This is a genomic window from Synergistaceae bacterium, assembly GCA_017444345.1.
Lineage (GTDB): Bacteria > Synergistota > Synergistia > Synergistales > Aminobacteriaceae > JAFUXM01.
In genome coordinates this window covers 1-19,495 of the sequence record JAFSWW010000109.1, presented here as the reverse complement: position 1 = coordinate 19,495, position 19,495 = coordinate 1, and the positions used below count along the sequence as shown (strand labels likewise).

Sequence of the window (19,495 nt, the reverse complement as noted above, 5' to 3'; positions counted from 1 at the left end):
TGTCTACCTGGAAGATGAGGTTTCAGTAACTCCCACATTTTGTCTGATATGTCATGTCGTCTGTAATTTTCTGCCATCTTCTTTCTCCCTTCTGCTTCGTTTTTTATTATTTTACACTATTTGACGACACTATCTAGTAAATACAATTTTATGCCTCCTTTATATATAATTATGCGAGTGAATATATTATATTATTTTATGGGCTCATTGTGTTGAACGATAAGACATAAGAAATTTTGCGGGCATTTATATTTATAATAATATACACATGAATATATTTTTATAGGCGCGTTGTGTTGAAGGATAGCGGGCATTTATATTACAGGATTTATTAATAATTTGTGAAATATTATCACAATAAAATATTATACAAGCAAGAAATTTTATAGACTGAGAGAACTTCACGAAAAAATTTGCGTTTATTGTAATAATTGACTCGTCAAGAAAATTTTTATAGAGATTAGGCAGCTTCACGAAAAAAAAATTATATACTCATAAAATTTTTTACAAATATCCGGCCATATTCACGCTGGAATCTCAAAATAAAATGATATAATCTTGCTTGAAATCTCGAAAAATTTTCAAAAAGGGGCTTGACAAAATATTATGAATCGTGTAAAATTGTACATCACATCTATTATTATCTTTTACCGAGGGCGCGTAAGGCATCAAGATTAATTTTTTCGATACTTCAGGCGATTCTTGACTCGTCATTATATTATATTTGCTTGAGAGCGATAATAATTTTCACCGGCAAAACTCAAAATTTCACTCCGAATGTAATAATATTTTTGACAGGGACAATGCTGGCTTGTTTTCTGTTCAATAAACTATACGGCTTCAGAAACTGGACTCTCTGGGAAGAAACAGGCTCAATATTAAGATCCGGCGTGTTAATTCTATTATTAAGCACATTATATCTTTACGCTAATAAATTTCACGTGTCATTGATTATAATATTACTCGGCAATTTTTTATTTATTCCGGCTATAATAACAGCAAGATATTTTTTCAGGAGCATATTATTTAAATCGGGCTTGCTGGCAAAATATATAATAATTCTAGGAGCAGGCGAGGCGGGAGAACTAATCGCGAAAAGTATTCAGTCATCGACATTTACAGCACGGAAAATTTTAGCATTCCTTGACGATGACGACGAGAAACAAAATAAATTCATTCAGGGCGTGCAGGTTATGGGCAAGATAAAAGATTTCGAGGCCATTCAAGCGCAATTAAACGCAGATGAGGCAGTTATAGCAATTCCTACGGCTTCAAGAATCACTCTCGCTGATGTTCTGAACGATATAGAGCAGCATATTGACAGAGTTTTATTTGTGCCTGATATGTATATGCTTACGACTTACTCGGCCAAGATTCGCACAATTGACGGAATGCCCGTTATATCATCGTCGCAAGGTCTGTTAAATCCCGTGAATATTTTTATCAAGACAATAATTGACTATATAGGCGCGATAATTGCGTTAATAATTTTTTCGCCGGTTATGATCTGGGCAGCGTGGAGAATCAAACGGGAAGACGGCGGGCCGATATTCTTTACACAGCCGAGAGTCGGACAGGGTTTAAAAATTTTCAGGATGTGCAAATTTCGTACAATGATTCCTAATGCTGATAGAATGCTAAAAGATTTACTCATGAAGAACGAGAATTTACGCGCAGAATTTGAACGTGATTTCAAGTTAAAAGATGACCCGCGAATTACTAAAATAGGCCATATTCTTAGAAGCAAGAGTCTTGACGAACTGCCGCAATTATTTAATATTTTACGCGGAGAAATGAGTCTCGTCGGGCCTCGTCCTATTGAACGCAAAGAAGTTGATGATTATTACAGCAAGACAGAAGCAAAAATAATGTTTAGTGCAAAACCGGGAATCAGCGGAATGTGGCAGGTCAGCGGACGGAGTGAATTAGACGTTGAAATGCGTAAAGGAATGAATTTATATTACGTTCATAACTGGTCAATATGGCTTGACATTGCGATATTATTCAAGACACCTTTAATAGTTTTATCGAGCAAGGGAGCATATTAATTAATTTTACGAGGCGTGAGGGGTATTCTTTTAACGCAAAATAAATGATAGAATCAGACAAAAATTTTTCGTAAAGGAGCTTGACAACTATAAAATGAGTTTGTATACTTGGTCTCACGTCTCACGTCTCACGTCTCACGTCTCACGTCTCACGGCACGACTCTGCCCATTTTTAAGATTTGACCAATATTTATTAATATTATTCACGCAGCAAAAAATTTCTTGTAATTCTTCCTGTTATAAGTCAGGGGGTGTCATGAGTGTTATTTAACTCGTGGCAATATGCTATATTCTTCCCTGTTGTATTTGCTATTTACTGGGGATTGCCTGAAAAATTCCGGTGGCCTGTAATTCTTGTATCAAGCTATTATTTTTATATGAGCTGGAATGTAAAATATGTCGTATTAATTTTATTCACAACTATAATTTCATACTTGGCCGCGCTGTTAATCGAACGTTACAGAGAAAATAATTCAGCAAAAAAATTTATTCTAGCATTCACGTTAATTGCTTGTTTAGGAGTATTATTTGTATTCAAGTATTATAATTTCGCGCTTGAAAGTTTTGCGAGTCTCATGAGCCTATTTGCTATAAAATTGCACCCGGCTACACTAAATTTATTATTACCAGTCGGAATCTCGTTCTACACATTTCAGACTCTGGGCTATGTAATTGACGTATACAGGGGAGATACTGAACCGGAAAAAAATTTGGGAATCTACGCGGCTTTTATTTCATTCTTTCCGCAATTAGTAGCAGGCCCTATTGAACGCACAAATAATTTACTGCCTCAGATAAAAGCAAAACACGTCTTTAATTACGAACAGGCTACATACGGCATTAAATTAATGACATGGGGATTCTTTAAGAAATTAGCGATTGCTGATGTATTATCGCGATACGTTGACGAGATATATAGTAATCTTTCGGGAGCTACTTCTTTTGATTTATGGCTGGCGATATTTTTCTTTACGATTCAGATTTACTGCGATTTTTCCGGATATTCTGACATTGCGAGGGGCTGTGCTAAGATGATGGGCATTAACTTAATGGAAAATTTCAAGAGCCCCTATTTTTCAGCAAGCATTAAAGAATTCTGGAGCAGGTGGCATATTTCATTATCTACATGGTTTAGAGATTATTTATATATTCCACTGGGCGGCAATAGAGTCAATAAATTCCGGCACTGTATAAATTTATTAATCACGTTTATAATTTCAGGACTCTGGCACGGAGCTAACTGGACATTTGTAATCTGGGGCTTTATTCACGGTCTTGCGCAGGTAATAGAAAATTTTTTCTCACGTCCTAAAGATTTAAGCGGCATAAAATGGCTTATTCGAGTAATTATCACGTTTATATTTGTGAGTCTGGCATGGGTATTTTTCCGGGCTGAGAATTTCAACGATGCAATTTATATATTTACTCACATGTTTAACGGGATATTAAAGCCGGCTTCTTTCTTAATTACTGGAGTAGGACCGTCAAACAGAAAGCTGTTTCTTATTATAATTCTTATATTTATTCTCGCGTTGTATGACTTTTTCTCGCTGAAATTTGACATTATCAATAAAGTATCATCACTGAAATTATTTACTCGCTGGATTATATATGATTTATTTATCGTGTTTATATTCTTTGTATATACAATTTCTGCAGTAAGTAATACCAGCTTTATTTATTTCCAGTTTTAGGAGGGCGGCCTAAATGACTCTATTCATAAAAAAAGTTGCTGTAGCTGTATTAATTTTTGCGTTGTCTATTGCAAGTGTTTTTATTATTATGACATTAACGGGGGCAAATATAACTAAACTTGCAGGAGAAGTATTTTACGTGATTAATAAGGCCGAGAAAAATTCAGGCTGCCCTGTTGTATATTTGGGCGATAGTGTATGCAATCAAATATGGCCGCAAAAAGAATACAACGAGAAAATTTGCTATTTAAGCTCTAATATGGCAATAACTACAGCAGGGACTTATTTATTATTAAAAAATTATCTCGAACATAACCCGCAGACGAAAGAAGCATATTATATAATTGCACCGGAAAATTTGGCTAATGACTTGAATTTGAATTACACGTATACATATTTTATTATCCCCTTTCTTGATGATAATAATATTAATTTACTTACTCAAGAGACAAAGGACATGCTTGATTATAAATTCGGGCGGTTCTTTGTCGAGAATAAATTTATTAAGGGCATATTACGCAATAATAATTTATTCATGAAAATCTATTTATCACACGTCCAGCGTAAAACCGAGAAAAAATACACTCACAGATTATCACGAACAGCAATAATATATCTTGAAAAAATTCGCGAGCTTTGCAAGAAATATGACGTAAAATTTTTAGTTCGGCCTATTCCTACAGCTGATATTGAGAAAAATTACGGCTGGGAAGATTTACAGCAGGATATAAATAATTATAACTTGAATGATTTATTTGGCGATTTTATGCAAAGAATTAATTATTATCCTAAAGACTGGTACTTAGATAATATGCACTTCAAGCCGGAAATACTCAAGCAGCATCGCGACGAAATTAGAGCGTCAATCATGCCATAAATAAAATCCCCGGCATTTAAACCGGGGACAAATTTTTACAAGGCCGCTAAATCCCGACTTGCTACAATGTCTACATCAGTCCCGCATACGTTATGAATTAATACTTGGCCGATTTTCACGGGAGCTGTTACATCAAGTTTTGCGACTTCCTTTGCTATATCGAATAATTTGCCCTTAGGAGCTGGAGTCTTACTTCTTATAGGACAAACGGGCAGCTTACCGCCTTTAACTCTGACTGTTGACGCAAAGACTCGCCGGGGGTCCTTCACTTCGGATCTTGCATAACTCTCACCGCGTGGACATGAATTCCCTTCAACTTTCAAGACTTCACCCGAATCATCAAGACTCACGCTCAAGCCGCACCCTAATGGACAAGACACGCAAATAAATTTTTTAATCTCGCTCATAAATTAATCACCTCGTTATATTGCCTGAATGTCTATAATAATTTCCTGTAAATCGGGGAGTGCTTTTATCTGTTCGGCTTTGATTTTTACCTCGTTCATTTCGCCCGGTCTTGCATAGCGCAGTCTTTGAGAGTATAAATCATTACTTGCGAAAACTTTGCAGGCCTGCTCAATCGGATGAGTTACCCGCATAAAAATTGTCGTGTCAGTCTCTCCTGTAACAAATTGAGGTGAGAAGAGTCTAACATTTTCGCCGCCCTTTACGGGAATTTGCTTAATAGTGCGTGAAATTTGACCAGCTGCGAATCTTGCTGCATTCTTCCCGGCGAGTAGTCCCTCGTCGCTCACGTTGTCAACTAAATCATAAACTATAACGACATTTCCGGCCGCAAATATACTCGGATTCGTAGTCTGCAATAAGTCATTTACTACGGGACCGCCTGTTACAGGGTGAATATTTATTCCTGCCATTCGTGATAATTCATTCTCAGGAATTAAGCCGATCGCTAATAATAAAGTATCACACTCTATAAATCTTTCTGTGCCTTTTATGGGAGTCATTTTTTCGTCAACTTCAGCAACTGTAACGCCCTCGAGTCTGTCTCGTCCGTGTATTCTTGTAACAGTAGTCTTTAAGTGAAATGGAATCCCGTAATCATCAAGACACTGCGCAATATTCCGCCTCAAACCGCCCGGCCAAGACATGACCTCGTAGACTCCTTCAACTTCTGCGCCCTCCCATATCATACGGCGGGCCATTATCAAGCCTATATCGCCCGAACCGAGAATTACTGCGCGTTTACCCGGCATGAATCCTTCCATGTTTACGAATCTTTGAGCAGTTCCCGCCGTGTAGATTCCTGAAGGACGAGTCCCGGGGATTCTGATTGCGCCTAAAGGTCTTTCACGACATCCCATTGTTAAGACTATTGCGCGGGGATTTAGTGATTCTATGCCTCTTTCTTTATTCATTGTCCAGACGATATTATTATCTTTGTCAATCTGAAATACCATTGTGTTAGTGCGAAATTCTACGCCTATTTCTTGAGCCTGCTTAATGAATCTATGCATATATTCGGGGCCGGTTAACTCTTCTTTGAATGTCCTGAGACCGAATCCCGGGTGAATACATTGCTGTAAAATTCCGCCTAAATCCCAATCACGTTCAATGACAACGACATTTTTTGCGCCTTCCTGCTTTGCTCCTATACCAGCAGCGACTCCGGCCGGGCCAGCTCCTATTATTAACACGTCGATATTATTATTATTCATTAGTGCCAGCCTCCTTATTCAGCAAAAACTCTTTAGTCTTCCCGACAAGTAATTTAGATTCTCCGCCGTGCCTTGTTATCTCGTCAAGTGGTATATTTAACTCGCGCGATAAAATTTCTGCGACTCTGGGACAACAGAAACCGCCCTGACATCGTCCAGTTCCCGCACGAGTCATCATTTTGACAGCTGAAATAGTACGAGCTCCGCGTTTGATTGCCTCAATTACTTGGCCTTCTGTAACTGTCTCACACCTGCAGACAATTTGAGAATATGCCGGATTCTCTTGAGCTAATTTCTTTCTTGACTCCATGTCTAAATATAAGAATCTGGGAATATTGCGGCGTTCAGGTATAAATTTTTCGTTGGGAATTAATTTAATTCTGTCTGAGAGTTCTTCACGTATTAAGTCAGCTATATAAACCGCAATTGCCGGAGCAGAAGTGAATCCCGGTGATTTTATGCCGGCAGCATTTATGAATCCGCGCGGAGTCTTCAATGCTTTAATCTCGAAATCGCCCGATTCTGTATTAGCTCTAACTCCTGCAAAAGTAGTTATATTCATTTTTACGGGGAATTTAGGAACGAGTCTTTGCGCACCCTTGAGAACTTCGGCGAGTCCCTCTGCTGTTGTAGATTTATCTTCGGGATCTTGCTGTTCTGTAGCTGTAGGGCCTGACATTAAATTGCCTTCTGCTGTTCGTAAAACTGTGATTCCCTTACCTGCCTTTGATGGACAAGAAAATAAGAAGCTCGTTATAAAATTTCCGGTCGTGCGGTCAAGTAAATAATACTCGCCTTTAGTGGGAATTATCTTAAAACTTTTGTCGCCTGCCCACTCTGCAATTTCTCCGGAATGGACTCCGCCTGCATTTATTATGACCGGTGCAAGAAAATCGCCCTTGTTAGTGTGAACGCCTTTAATATTTTTCTCGTCATCAAGAATCAGCCCCGTTGCTAGAGTCTCAAGAAATAAATCAGCTCCGTTAATTTGTGCGCTCTCAATCATGGCATTAACGGCCTCGAAATTATTTATTATTCCTGCTTCAGGAGACCACAAAGCCGCAATTATTTCGGGATTCGTGTTTGGCTCGCGTTCACGTAATTTATCGCCTGAAATTATCTCAAGTCCCGGACTCCCGTTTTTATTGCCCTGTTCTAATAATTTTTCTAGGTGCTTAACTTCCGAGTCATTGAATGCACACACAAACGAGCCGCACTCGTCCAAATGTATATCAAGCTCATATTTTAATTTATGCCATAATTTATTACCGGGAACACAAAATTTTGCTTTAACTGTGCCGGGTTCGTCGTCAAATCCCCCGTGAATCATTGAAGAGTTTGCACGGCTGGCACCTGAAGGAAGTTCGCTGGCTTTATCGATCACGGCAATATTTAATTTATATTTCGAGAGTTCGCGGGCGATTGAAGCTCCCGTTATGCCTGAGCCGATTATAATCACGTCATAATTATTCATAAAAAATTATTCCCTCCCCTGTTTATCTGCCTAAAAAATGACAGCCCCGTTTTTGGAGCTGCCTTTATTGACTTGAATCAAGATTTATAGATTAGTCCGTCCAAGCTCGTGATTTCTCGATTGCTTTCTTCCAGCCTTTATATGCTTTCTCGCGTTCGTCCGCTGGGAGTTCAGGCGTAAATTTGTGATCTTCTGCCCAGTTCGCCCGGATGTCGCCTTCATCTTTCCAGAATCCAACAGCGAGTCCTGCCGCATATGCTGCCCCTAATGCCGTAGTCTCGTTTACAACAGGTCTAACAACTTCAGCACCGAGTATATCAGCTTGTAACTGCATGAGCAAATTATTTACTACTGCTCCGCCGTCAACTTTCAGAGCCGTTAATTTCTTGCCGGAGTCTTTCTCCATTGCCTCGATAACGTCTCTTGTCTGATAGCAAAGACTCTCAAGTGTAGCGCGTATAATATGCTCCTTACGAATATAACGCGTGAGTCCTACAATTGCCCCGCGAGCTGTCATGTCCCAGTACGGAGCAAAGAGTCCGGAGAATGCAGGAACGAAATAAATTCCGCCCGAGTCCTTAACTTTACCCGCAAAATATTCAGTTACAGGTGCATCGTCGACGAGTCTCAAATTATCACGCAGCCACTGAATAGCAGCCCCCGCAATCGCAATAGAGCCCTCAAGAGCATAATAACATTTGCCCGGTTCACGTGAATAAAACGCGGTCGTCAATAATCCATTTTTAGAAGGAATCGGCTTATCTCCTATGTTCATTAACATAAAGCAGCCTGTGCCGTAAGTATTCTTTGCTTCTCCCTCGCTCAAACAAGCCTGACCGAATAACGCCGCCTGCTGATCTCCTAAATCTCCAGCGACTGGAATCTCTGCACCGAACGGCCCAGATTTTGTTGTGCTGCCGTATACTGCGCTTGAAGGCATAATTTTAGGGAGCATTGACTCGGGAATATTTAACTCTTTTAGCATAGTCTCGTCCCATTTTAGAGTCTCTATATTCATTAAAAGAGTTCGAGACGCATTAGAAACGTCCGTAACATGGACTCCGCCGTTGACTCCGCCGGTTAAGTTCCATATAAGCCAAGTATCAGTGTTGCCGAATAATAATTCGCCCTTCTCTGCTTTCTCTCGCGCGCCGGGTACATTGTCGAGAATCCAGCGGATTTTTGTCCCTGAAAAATACGGATTTATGAGCAGTCCCGTTATTTCTTTGACTTTGCCCTCGCCCTTCTCGTTTTGACCCCAGCCCGGTTTCTTGAGCCATTCAGTGCAGAAATCTTGAGTCCTCGTACACTGCCAGACTATTGCGTGATAAATGGGCTTGCCTGTTGCTTTCTCCCATACGACTGTAGTCTCGCGCTGATTAGTGATTCCCACTGCGGCGATCTCTTCAGGTGAGATATTACCCTTCATTAGTGCCTGCCTGATTACGTCTTGAGTCCTGCTCCAAATTTCCATTGCGTCATGCTCGACCCAGCCGGGATTCGGGAAGAATTGTTCATGTTCCATTTGATGAGAAGCTACCGGGCGGCCGTCTTTCGCAAATAACATACAGCGCGTGCTTGTTGTGCCTTGATCTATTGCTGCGACATATTTTTTTATTGACATTGAAATTTTTTCCTCCTGTTTAATTTCTGGCGCGGTTGTCGGAGTATTATTATTTGATTCTTTCTTGCTTCCGAATAACTTAAATAACATTGTAATAACTCCTGAAAAATTAATTAATGCGCGGGGGCAGAAATTTTTTACATCAAGCCGAACATATGGCAGAAGAAGTAAGCTCCTACAGCACCTACGAGCGGGCCGCAAACAGGAACCCACGAATAAGCCCAGTCCGAGTCTCTCTTGCCGGGAATAGGCAGGACAAAATGAGCGATTCTAGGGCTTAAGTCTCTTGCGGGGTTGAGTGCGTAACCTGTAGGGCCTCCCAGTGCTGCACCGAGTCCGTAAATTATACCGGCAACTAAGAAAGTACCGACTCCGGGTGTGAAGCCTGATTTTGTTGCAACACCTTCAGAGAACACGCACATAATTAACGTAACAAGGAAGAATGTAGCAATTACCTCAGTTATGAAGCAGCAACAGAGATTACGGTCTGATTCGCTTTTATTAGGAGCAGTACAGAAAACTCCGAGCATTGCGTTTTTATCCGAGCCGGCCCAGTGATCAAGATATGCAAGCCAGACTATAACAGCACCGCAGAAACCGCCGATCATTTGAGCAATTATTATATTGCAAGCCTCACCCCATGAACCGTAAATCCCAGCGAGAGTCTTTGCAACTGTTACAGCGGGATTCAAATCTGCCTGTGCGCTTCCGAGTGCATTTGCCGCGAAAACTCCCAGACCGACCGCCCAAGCCCAGCCCCAGCAAATATGAACCCAGTTAGAGCCGTTGGCTTTTGAGTCTTTGAGTACGAGATTTGCGACGTTGCCGTCACCGAATACTACTAGAACAAGAGTGCCGAAGAATTCACCTAATACAGGTCCTGTTGTCATGATAAAATTTCCTCCTACTTAAATATTTAATAATAAATAAATAAAGTATAAATAATAAATTTTATTGCTATTTCCGGAAATTCTTGACTTGCTGCCCCGCTGTTATCAAGAAGTCCCGAATTACTGCCTAAAAGATATATTAATTTTGCCATGAATGAAAATATTTTATATATAATTCTCTATAATGTCATAAGAAATTTTGCGGTTTACTCTTTACATAAAATTTTTGAATCACTGTATAATTAGCTTTGAGTTCATGAAAATTTTTCACACAAAAAAGGAGAGTAATTTTATCGTGGATAACAAAGGCAACATGAAGAACATCGGCATAATTACTTCAGGCGGAGACTGCGGCGGACTCAATGCAGTCATCAGGGGAGCGGCTAAGGCTGCATTAATGCGGGGGATCAGGACTTACACGATTCCGAACGGTTACGCAGGATTGTATAACCTTGTAGATTTTGATCACTTAGTAGAACTTGACGAAGAACGCACCGATCATGTAAATTCGTCATTTGCAGGAAGCGACGCGGGACACAGCAGAGTCAAAATTTCAAAGATTAATGACCCCGACAAATATGACAGAATCATGATGGGATTACGCAAGCACAATTTAAACGGGCTCGTAATTTCCGGCGGAGATGACACGGGCAGCGTAGTTGTTGACTTGTCAGAACATGGAATCCCCTGCGTTCATGCTCCAAAGACTATGGATTTAGATTTGCAAACGTACTCAGTCGGAGGCGACTCGGCCATTAACAAAATCGCCAGCATAGTTGACGATCTCAAGACAACAGGGACGACTCATAATAGAATCATGGTAATTGAAGTATTCGGACGTTATGCAGGTCATACAGCTTTCAGGGGCGGAATTGCTGCCGATGCTGACTGTATATTGATTCCTGAAGTTCCCGTAGATTTTAACGCCGTGTATGATCACTTAAAGCATTATTATATTCGCAGGATTCTTAATTCTGACGTTCACGCAGGAACTTACACAATAGTAGTCGCTGAAGGTGTAAGAGGTGAGGACGGCAAATTATTCTCAGACGGCGGAGCAGCACAGGCGGACTCGTTTGGACACCCAAAATTAGCAGGCGCAGGAAAATTCGTTAAAGATACTTTAGAAGAAATGATGCGCAATGACCCCGAAATTAAGCAATTTATGAAGACTTCAGGAATGTATGTTCCCGGAGTGTTCGAGATTCCGGAAATTCGCGAAGTAATACCGAGTCATATAGTCCGCAGCGGATCGACTTCAGCATATGACGTAAATTTCGGCAAACAAATCGGAGCAGCTGCAGTTATCTTACTTGACGAGGGAGTCAGCGGTGTTACAGTCGTGAAAATGTATGACGGCAAGATTCGTTACATGCCGACAGCTGAAGCAATTGCACAAAGATTCGTAGGACTTGAGAGTGTTACATTCTATGAGCAGATGGATGTATGTTTTGGCCGCCGCCGTCAAGCATATAATGCAGTATTAGAAGAAGTACACGGAGCAGTCGAGCGTTTATACAGCTAGAATTAAATATTATTCCCCCTTGCTGCGTTATTGAGTGAGGGGGAATTTATTTTTGCGGTAAATTATAATAAATTTGAGACATTTTCAGCGATTAAATTTGCTTGTGAAAGAACTGCTATTCCCGTTTGATTTATTATGCTCATCTTGACAAATTTTAGAGTCTCCCTTGCCATATCAGCGTCATTAATTATGCTAAGTGATTTAGTGAGACTTGCGCTTTGTGTTGTGAGAACGTCCAAAGAATGTTCAAGCGTGTTAATATAAGTTCCTATTTTTGCTCGCTGAGTAGAGATTTTATCTATTGCCCCGTCAATAATAGTTATAGACCGTGAAGCAGTTTCTCTAGTTCCTGCATTAACACCGTCAAGGCCAAGCGCGTGGGATGACATATTACCGAGATCAATAATAAAATTTTCGTTCTCGTTTGCGCCGATTTGGAACTTAATAGAATTATCAGCTAAGTGTATATTTCCTGAATAGGAGCCGGTATTAACTGTCTTATAACTTCTTGATTGATTGTCCCAAGTTGCAGCTATACCCAGCATAGAGTCAAATTCTAAATCTACATTTGGATTTATGACGCTGTGAATTATATTTCCAGTAACTTTTATATCAGACGCAAGCATTTCACCCGAATGAGCATTATATATTGAAGCTCTGTAAGTAGTCTCTGTTGACTCTTGAATCGTGTTAAAGCCTAACGCCCTCAAAATTTCGTCATTGCCTGAAAAACTTAACTCGCCTTCTTTACCGGGTACAACAGAACGCACTACAAGTGTAGATTTTATTAGCTGAGAGCTGGTAATTTCTTGCTCTTCCGTATTGTCGTCATCATCACTCAAATAATCGTATTGATACGTCGATTCATAAAATGCGGCAGATTCGGAAGTGTTATTAATGCCATGTGCCAAATTACAAAAGTGGCTCGCGTCGTCCGTATATTTTCCTTGTCCGAGATCGTTTGCTATAGCGTCATTAATTTTCTTGGCTGCTTCTTCCAAAGTGTCGCCGGAATATAATATAACATCTGCGCTTTTGCCGTTGCCCTGCGTTATTGTAATAGTCTGATAGGGGTCTGCTATGAATACACCGCTGGGATTATAGAACTGGCTTATTTCCTGCAAAGTATTATATGTCTTATTCTCAGTTTCAGCTTCTGAAGTTATTTCTTCATATGTATAAATATATTCGACTTCTTCATGAAGAATTACAGATGTTTGTGTAACTTCTGCTGTAGGAAGAGACGGCACAGACGGGGGGGTAGGTGTAGAAATATTTGCTTGAAGATCTATTGCGCCTTCTGTGTCTTTAGCATTTTTTCCATGACCTATTGCAGCAGTAGAAGTAGCACCCATTACAGCATATACAAATGATCCTGACGTACTGACATCTTTTTGTGCGGCTTTTGTGAGAAAATCTGCATCATTTGTCGGCATATCTGTCATAATTGTTATGCCTGATTTAATCTGAATAACTCCGCTGTCAAAATAAAGTCCTCCGCCTATACCAGCACCAGCTCCAGATCCGCCTTTGGCCTTAATGCGGCCTCCCGTAATTGTTATTACAGTTCCATCGTTATTTGTTCCTGATGAAGAATTCCCGCGTAATCCTGTACCTATACCGGCATCAAGAGGGCTTATCGCTGTAACATCGCCGCCGTTAATTGTGATAGTGCCGCCTCCGTTGTAACCTGAAGTATATCCTCCGCCTATTCCTGCTGCATCTTGTCCGCCCGTAGCTATAATTGTTCCGCCGTTTATCTCTATTGAGCCTGATCTGCCGTTTGAGTACGGGGAATTATTGCCGGGACCTCCGATTGCTGCTGCTTGGTAACCTCCTGTAACTTCAAGAACACCGTCAAGAGAAGAACTATTAGAAGAATTTGCGCTGTTTATTACTACTGAAGCAATTGAGTCCGTATCTGTCATGGCACCTCTTACTTCTATACCTGCACGGCCTGAAGCACTCCTAAGTCTATTAGTATTTGCTAAAAAAATTTCAGCTTTTCCGCCCGGTTCGATTTCAAATGCAGGTTTGTTTGCTGAACTGGTATTAATATTAACGCCGTCAAGGAAAATTTGAGCATTAACACCGGCAGCAACTACGATATTATTTTGTGTAGAAATCATTGAATTTGTTGCTGTTATGCGATAAAGGCCGTCTGATTTTATTGTGAGTGTCTTTGCAGATGTATCGAAATCCCACCCGCTTGTTATTTCGTCGAGATTATCAGCTTCTTTTACGCTGCTTATAGCCTCGCCGTTATCGCCGCCGTCAAGAATTATGCTGATTTCTTTCTCTTCTGTAATTGTTACTGTCTCTTCGGTGAAAGTTCTTATCGTTTCAACGTGAGTTTTTGTGTAAGTAATTGTCTCGTCTTTGTTTTCTGTAGTTAAGAACGGCATTATATTACTTTTTTGGACTTGAGCTTTACCGGGATCTGAAGTAATCTCAATTTTGTAATTGCCCTCGTGATTAATTTTCTGCCCGAATTGATCCGTTGAAACAAGTGAGCCGTTAATTATTGCCTTGAGATTATTATCTGAACTTGACCATAAAGCCGCCGAGTCCCCGTTTAACAATTTTTTCTTGTTAAATTGCGTTGTGCCGGATATTTTATTAATCTCGTCCTTGAGCTGTTCAATTTCGGCCTGAATATAAATTCTGTCTTGTCCTGTCAGAGTGTCATTAGCAGCCTGTACAGAAAGTTCGCGCATTCTTTGCAAAATTGATGTAGTGCTGCTTAAAGCTCCTTCTGCTGTCTGAAGTAAAGAAATCCCGTCTTGAGTGTTCTTCATTGCAGTATTAAGCCCGTTAATTTGTGAACGCATTTTTTCACTGATTGCGAGTCCTGCTGCGTCATCAGCTGCTGAATTTATGCGCTGCCCTGTTGCTAGTGCCTGCGCTGCTCTCTTAGTTGTTACAGCGTTGTGCTCAATATTATTAAACGCCGTAAGAGCTGCAAGATTATGTCGAATTATCATGTTTTAACGCACCTCCATGTATATTGCATTATAACTCATTCCTTTAAGAGTAAAGAGTGAAAATTTTTGCGTATAAATAAATTTAGAGATATATACATTTTCGGGAATATTGACAGAAAAGTTTAACGGGCATAAAATATTTTGCGTTCTATCGGGGCTGTAGCGCAGTTGGGAGCGCGCGACATTCGCATTGTCGAGGCCGGGAGTTCGAATCTCCTCAGCTCCATTCAAGAAAACAAAATTCCCCTGCCTTTCATGACAGGGGACAAATTTTTTTACTTATTCAGCAATTGCACCTTCAGGGACAAATACATTTTCTGACTCTGACTCCTCGTCATTTTTCCAGATAATTGCAAGCCCTAAAGAAGTCATTATTAATGCTATAATGGGATTAAGCCAGTTCATAAAGCAATATGGCAAATAATCAAGAGTCGCCACTCCTAAAACTGAACTGACATAAACGCCGCAAGTGTTCCAAGGAACTAATACAGAAGTCATTGTGCCGCTGTCCTCAAGTGAACGCGATAACATAACAGGAGCTAATTTCTTCCCGTTCGGCCATTTACGTTCATCAAATGCGCGTTTGAACATTCGACCCGGAACTATAATAGATAAATACTGCTCGCTCAAGAAAACATTTGCCATGAATGCAGACGCAAGAACTGATCCGATCATGCCTGTAACTGTCTTAACGTGTCTCATTAAAGCGTCAAGAATTACATCAAGAAATCCGCAGACTTCCATAATGCCGCCCAGTGATAAAGCTACGACTATCAAGCATACAGTCTCTAACATTGAAGTCATGCCGCCTCGTGTAAATAATTGTGTGAGAAGGCCGCCGACTTTCGCGAAAATTTCAGGTGTTACTGTTAAAGCCGATGACGTGAAAGCCGCTTCAAATGAGCCTGTTCTACTTGTCATTGCTTCAGGTGTAGCAGCTTCGGCAAATTTTGCTAAGTGTTCAGGCACATATCCGGAAAATAACACGTTCATTGTCTCAAATGGTGTCGAGCCTCTGACAAGCGATAATACAAGACTCCCAGTAATGCCCGCGACTATTCCCGGAATTGCAGGAATCTTTAACGCTGCCATCACAAGAATTATCATAGGCGGAATAAATGCCCATAAAGAAATATTAAACTCTGCTCTCATCATGCTTTGAATTAAAGCGATTCGCCCGCCGTCTGAACCCTGCGCAGAGTCTCCCATCATGAAAGCTATTACAGCCGTGATTAAAAGAGTCGGCACCGTTGTCCAAATCATTGCACGGACATGATCAAATAATTCACTGCCGGCCACCGCCGGAGCAAGATTCGTTGTATCAGAAAGCGGGGAGATTTTATCTCCGAAATATGCTCCTGATATTACAAAGCCTGCAGTTATCGGCAAAGGAAGGCCAAGACCTGCGCTTATACCGATTAAAGCGACTCCGACTGTTGAACTTGTTGTCCAGCAGCACCCAGTCGCAAGAGCAACAACTACACTAATTATTAACGTTGCTAGATAAAAATATCGAGGGGACATTACTTCGAGGCCGTAATAAATCATTGTCGCAACTACTCCGCTTTGAATCCATGAGCCGACAAGACAGCCTACTAGAATTAATATTACTATTGCCTGAATAGAAACTTGAATAGCTCCAGCCATGCCCTTTTCTAAATCTTGCCAAGAACGTTTTAAATATAACGCTCCGACTAAAGCAGCAAAGACCGTAGCAAATAATAACGGCACTTGAGCAGGAAGACCAAGCCCAAAATGTGAACCTGATTCGAGTTCGATATCAACAACACCGAACGTAACTATAAGCGCGCTAATGCAAAGTACAGAAATCGAAAGTAAAAGACCGGGACGACGACACAATACAACATTCCTCCAGTTATGAATTAATAAATAATAAAACGCGCAAATTTTATAGCATTCTCGTTAAATTGCAAGAAGAAATTTTTTTACAGCCAGTTTTTATAGATTCCTGCGTCCCTTTTCGCTTGAGCCTTCTTTGAAATATGAGTCCCTAACACAATATTATTAAAGCCTTTACGATTCAATAACGCCTTGATTCTATTTATGAACGGACAGGGCTGTCTGTGTGAATTCTCAGAGCATATGCAGGTCGCTAAATGAATAATTACATCGTCTTTATTTATGCCTGCTTTCTTGAGTCTCATGCCTAGATTTTCAAGTTTAGGAGTCAATAAATTCCCGCAGCAACCTCCGCAGGTTATTGTCATACAACGAGTCTCTTGTGAATAGCCCTCAAATTTATTAATTCTCTCGTAAAAGTCATTCATGCAAAGAAAGCCCGAACATCTTTTAATTACGTCTTCACACTGTATAATTACGATTAACATTTTTTGCGCCCCCTTGAGTCATGATTTATTAAGAAGTATAGCAAAATATTAATAAAATATTCGTGTAAATAAATTTTTAAGCTATAATTTATGAATCATAATTTTCTGAAATAAACAGGAGGTAAAAATTTCAATGTGGCTATTCTTAGTATTTATAACTCTAGTATTTGGAGTCTTGGCCGGGTTTTATGCTTGGTCAGTGTATCAAAAACTTTCAGAGAGTCCCGTTGATCATCCCCGAGTCGCCGAACTTTCTGACATTATTCACAAAGGCGCGATGGCATTTCTCAAGAAAGAATATACTTGGCTTGCTCCTTTTGTGGGTGTAGTAGCGATTTTGCTTGTCTCAGCACTGGGACTCGGTGCGGCGTTTGCATTTGTTCTCGGAGCTTTGTGCAGTGCTACAGCCGGTTATATCGGGATGTATGTAGCTACTCAGGCGAATGGGCGGACGACTTATGCGGCTTTAGCTGGTATGCCTCAAGATTCAACAGAGACTCCCGCAAAGAAATCAGCAAAAAAATCCGTTGAACTCGACAAATCAGAAATAACAGAGTCAGAACCCGAAACAGTAACAGCTCCGGCACCTGAAGAGAGTCATTCAGTTTTGAGTGCGGCGGGGAATGCTTTAGAAGTTGCTTTTTCCGGCGGCAGTATCGTGGGAATGGTCGTTGTAGGACTCGGACTCATGGGCTTGGCAGTTGCTTATTTATTCCTGAACGATGTAACGGCTTTGACGGCTTTCGGAATGGGTGCAAGTTCAATCGCGTTATTTGCACGTGTAGGCGGCGGAATTTATACAAAGGCTGCAGACGTGGGAGCTGATTTAGTCGGAAAAGTTGAAGCTGGAATCCCCGAAGATGATCCGAGAAATCCTGCAGTCATAGCTGATAACGTCGGCGACAACGTTGGCGATATTGCAGGAATGGGCGCGGATTTATTCGAGTCCTACGTGAATTCAATCTTAGCAGCTATGGCAATCGGAGCAGTATATTCATTCACACAGGGCGGCGAGGCTCTAGGACTCTGGGGGATCGGTTACCCGTTATTCTTAGCAGCATGGGGTGTTTTCTCGTCAATAGTCGGCTGTATGATGATTTCTCGCAAAGTTCCATTTTCTGACACTGTAATATCATTTGTGCGTAAATTGCCGGGCATGGATGGAGTCATTCAGAGAATAGACGACGGCGACGCGGCATTTGCACTCAGAACAGGGACATTTGTAGCAGGCGGCTTAATGATTGCGGGCACGTTTATATTGAGCATTCTATTTTTCTTTGCAAATTCCTTCAGCGTATTTCTTTCTGTTACGTCGGGAGTCCTTGCTGGTATAGCGATCGGAATAGTAACAGAGATTTATACTTCAGGCGATTATAGATTTGTGAGGAGTGTAGCAGAGTCTTCTAATACGGGAACAGCGACGGTTATTTTATCGGGGCTTTCACTCGGTATGATGTCGGTGGGAATTCCTGTATTATTAATCTGCCTTGCTACTCTAATCAGCTATTATCTTGCGGGAATGTTCGGCGTGGCAGTCTCGGCGGTCGGGATGCTTTCAATCACGGGAATTTCTTTAAGTGTCGACGCATATGGGCCAATAGCAGACAACGCGGGCGGAATTGCTGAAATGAGCAAACTTCCTGAAGGTGTACGCAAAATCACGGATCATCTTGACGCAATAGGTAACACGACGGCGGCAATGGGTAAGGGGCTCGCAATAGGTTCGGCGGCATTAACGGCTCTTGCTTTATTCGTGGCATATTCACAGGCTGCACATATTGAAAAAATTGACATAATGAATCCTTATGTAATAGTCGGAATGTTAATCGGCGGAATGCTCCCGTTTGTATTCTGTTCGTTATCGATTGACGCAGTAAGCAAAGCAGCAGGCTCAATGATTGAAGAAGTCCGCAGACAGTTCCACGAGATAGCCGGCATTATGGAAGGTACAGCCCAGCCCGAATATGAACGCTGTGTATCAATTTCGACTCATGCGGCATTGACTCAAATGATTATTCCCGGAGTTATGGCTATATTAGTGCCTGTTCTTGTAGGCTTTATACTCGGTAAAGAGGCTTTAGGCGGCTTGCTTGGCGGCTCAATAGTAACGGGCGTAATGATGGCTTTATTTATGGCAAATTCCGGCGGAGCATGGGACAACGCGAAAAAGTATATCGAAGAGGGGCATTTCAACGGCAAAGGCTCACAGAATCACGCGGCGGCAGTTGTGGGCGATACAGTAGGAGATCCCTTCAAAGATACAGCGGGCCCGGCACTGAATATTTTAATTAAGTTAATGACAGTAGTAGCTCTTGTACTTGCACCGTTATTCAAGATTTAATTTGATTTAGT

13 protein-coding genes and 1 tRNA gene are annotated in these 19,495 nt (G+C 41.0%); 6 read left to right on the top strand and 8 right to left on the bottom strand.

From position 1 onward, the window contains the following. Positions 1–593 precede the first annotated feature (593 nt). The 3 genes from IJS99_08755 (at position 594) to IJS99_08745 (ending at position 4,619) form a co-directional block, all read left to right on the top strand. Positions 594–2,048 carry a sugar transferase gene (locus IJS99_08755; GenBank protein ID MBQ7561904.1) on the top strand — a complete coding sequence of 485 codons (1,455 nt, stop codon included), beginning with the start codon at positions 594–596 and terminating at the stop codon, positions 2,046–2,048. 260 nt (positions 2,049–2,308) lie between these two features. Beyond that, the gene (locus tag IJS99_08750; GenBank protein MBQ7561903.1) at positions 2,309–3,742 is read left to right on the top strand and encodes an MBOAT family protein; all 1,434 of its coding nucleotides are present in this window, start codon (positions 2,309–2,311) and stop codon (positions 3,740–3,742) included. Positions 3,743–3,755: 13 nt separating this feature from the next. Then, a complete protein-coding gene (locus IJS99_08745) occupies positions 3,756–4,619 on the top strand; it encodes a hypothetical protein (protein MBQ7561902.1) in 864 nt (287 codons plus the stop codon). Positions 4,620–4,654: 35 nt separating this feature from the next. On the opposite strand, the gene IJS99_08740 is transcribed toward IJS99_08745, so the two are convergent. The 5 genes from IJS99_08740 to IJS99_08720 form a co-directional block, all read right to left on the bottom strand. Then, positions 4,655–5,026: a DUF1667 domain-containing protein gene (locus tag IJS99_08740; GenBank protein ID MBQ7561901.1), complete on the bottom strand. Its 372-nt coding sequence runs from the start codon at positions 5,024–5,026 to the stop codon at positions 4,655–4,657. Between the two features lie 15 nt (positions 5,027–5,041). Then, the gene (locus IJS99_08735; protein ID MBQ7561900.1) at positions 5,042–6,298 is read right to left on the bottom strand and encodes an FAD-dependent oxidoreductase; all 1,257 of its coding nucleotides are present in this window, start codon (positions 6,296–6,298) and stop codon (positions 5,042–5,044) included. Beyond that, entirely contained in the window at positions 6,291–7,772 is a 1,482-nt protein-coding gene (locus IJS99_08730) for an NAD(P)/FAD-dependent oxidoreductase (GenBank protein ID MBQ7561899.1), read from the bottom strand. Before IJS99_08730 ends, IJS99_08735 begins: the two co-directional genes overlap by 8 nt. A gap of 91 nt (positions 7,773–7,863) precedes the next feature. Further along, positions 7,864–9,396 carry a glycerol kinase GlpK gene (gene glpK / locus IJS99_08725; GenBank protein ID MBQ7561898.1) on the bottom strand — a complete coding sequence of 511 codons (1,533 nt, stop codon included), beginning with the start codon at positions 9,394–9,396 and terminating at the stop codon, positions 7,864–7,866. A gap of 137 nt (positions 9,397–9,533) precedes the next feature. Continuing rightward, positions 9,534–10,286 carry an aquaporin family protein gene (locus IJS99_08720; protein MBQ7561897.1) on the bottom strand — a complete coding sequence of 251 codons (753 nt, stop codon included), beginning with the start codon at positions 10,284–10,286 and terminating at the stop codon, positions 9,534–9,536. Between the two features lie 313 nt (positions 10,287–10,599). On the opposite strand from IJS99_08720, the gene IJS99_08715 reads away from it, so the two are divergent. Next, positions 10,600–11,811, top strand: a complete 1,212-nt coding sequence (locus tag IJS99_08715; protein MBQ7561896.1) for a 6-phosphofructokinase — start codon at positions 10,600–10,602, stop codon at positions 11,809–11,811. Positions 11,812–11,873: 62 nt separating this feature from the next. Here IJS99_08715 and IJS99_08710 read toward each other — a convergent pair whose 3' ends face one another. Beyond that, positions 11,874–14,795 (bottom strand): hypothetical protein, encoded by a 2,922-nt coding sequence (locus IJS99_08710; protein MBQ7561895.1) that lies wholly within the window; start codon positions 14,793–14,795, stop codon positions 11,874–11,876. A gap of 153 nt (positions 14,796–14,948) precedes the next feature. Between IJS99_08710 and IJS99_08705 the strand changes: the two genes are divergently transcribed. Beyond that, a tRNA-Ala gene (locus IJS99_08705) sits at positions 14,949–15,021 on the top strand. 53 nt (positions 15,022–15,074) lie between these two features. Here IJS99_08705 and nhaC read toward each other — a convergent pair. Beyond that, positions 15,075–16,655 carry a Na+/H+ antiporter NhaC gene (gene nhaC, locus IJS99_08700; protein ID MBQ7561894.1) on the bottom strand — a complete coding sequence of 527 codons (1,581 nt, stop codon included), beginning with the start codon at positions 16,653–16,655 and terminating at the stop codon, positions 15,075–15,077. Positions 16,656–16,741: 86 nt separating this feature from the next. After that, positions 16,742–17,143 (bottom strand): CGGC domain-containing protein, encoded by a 402-nt coding sequence (locus IJS99_08695; protein ID MBQ7561893.1) that lies wholly within the window; start codon positions 17,141–17,143, stop codon positions 16,742–16,744. A gap of 421 nt (positions 17,144–17,564) precedes the next feature. Between IJS99_08695 and IJS99_08690 the strand changes: the two genes are divergently transcribed. Next, positions 17,565–19,484 carry a sodium-translocating pyrophosphatase gene (locus IJS99_08690; protein ID MBQ7561892.1) on the top strand — a complete coding sequence of 640 codons (1,920 nt, stop codon included), beginning with the start codon at positions 17,565–17,567 and terminating at the stop codon, positions 19,482–19,484. The last annotated feature ends 11 nt before the right edge of the window (positions 19,485–19,495 follow it).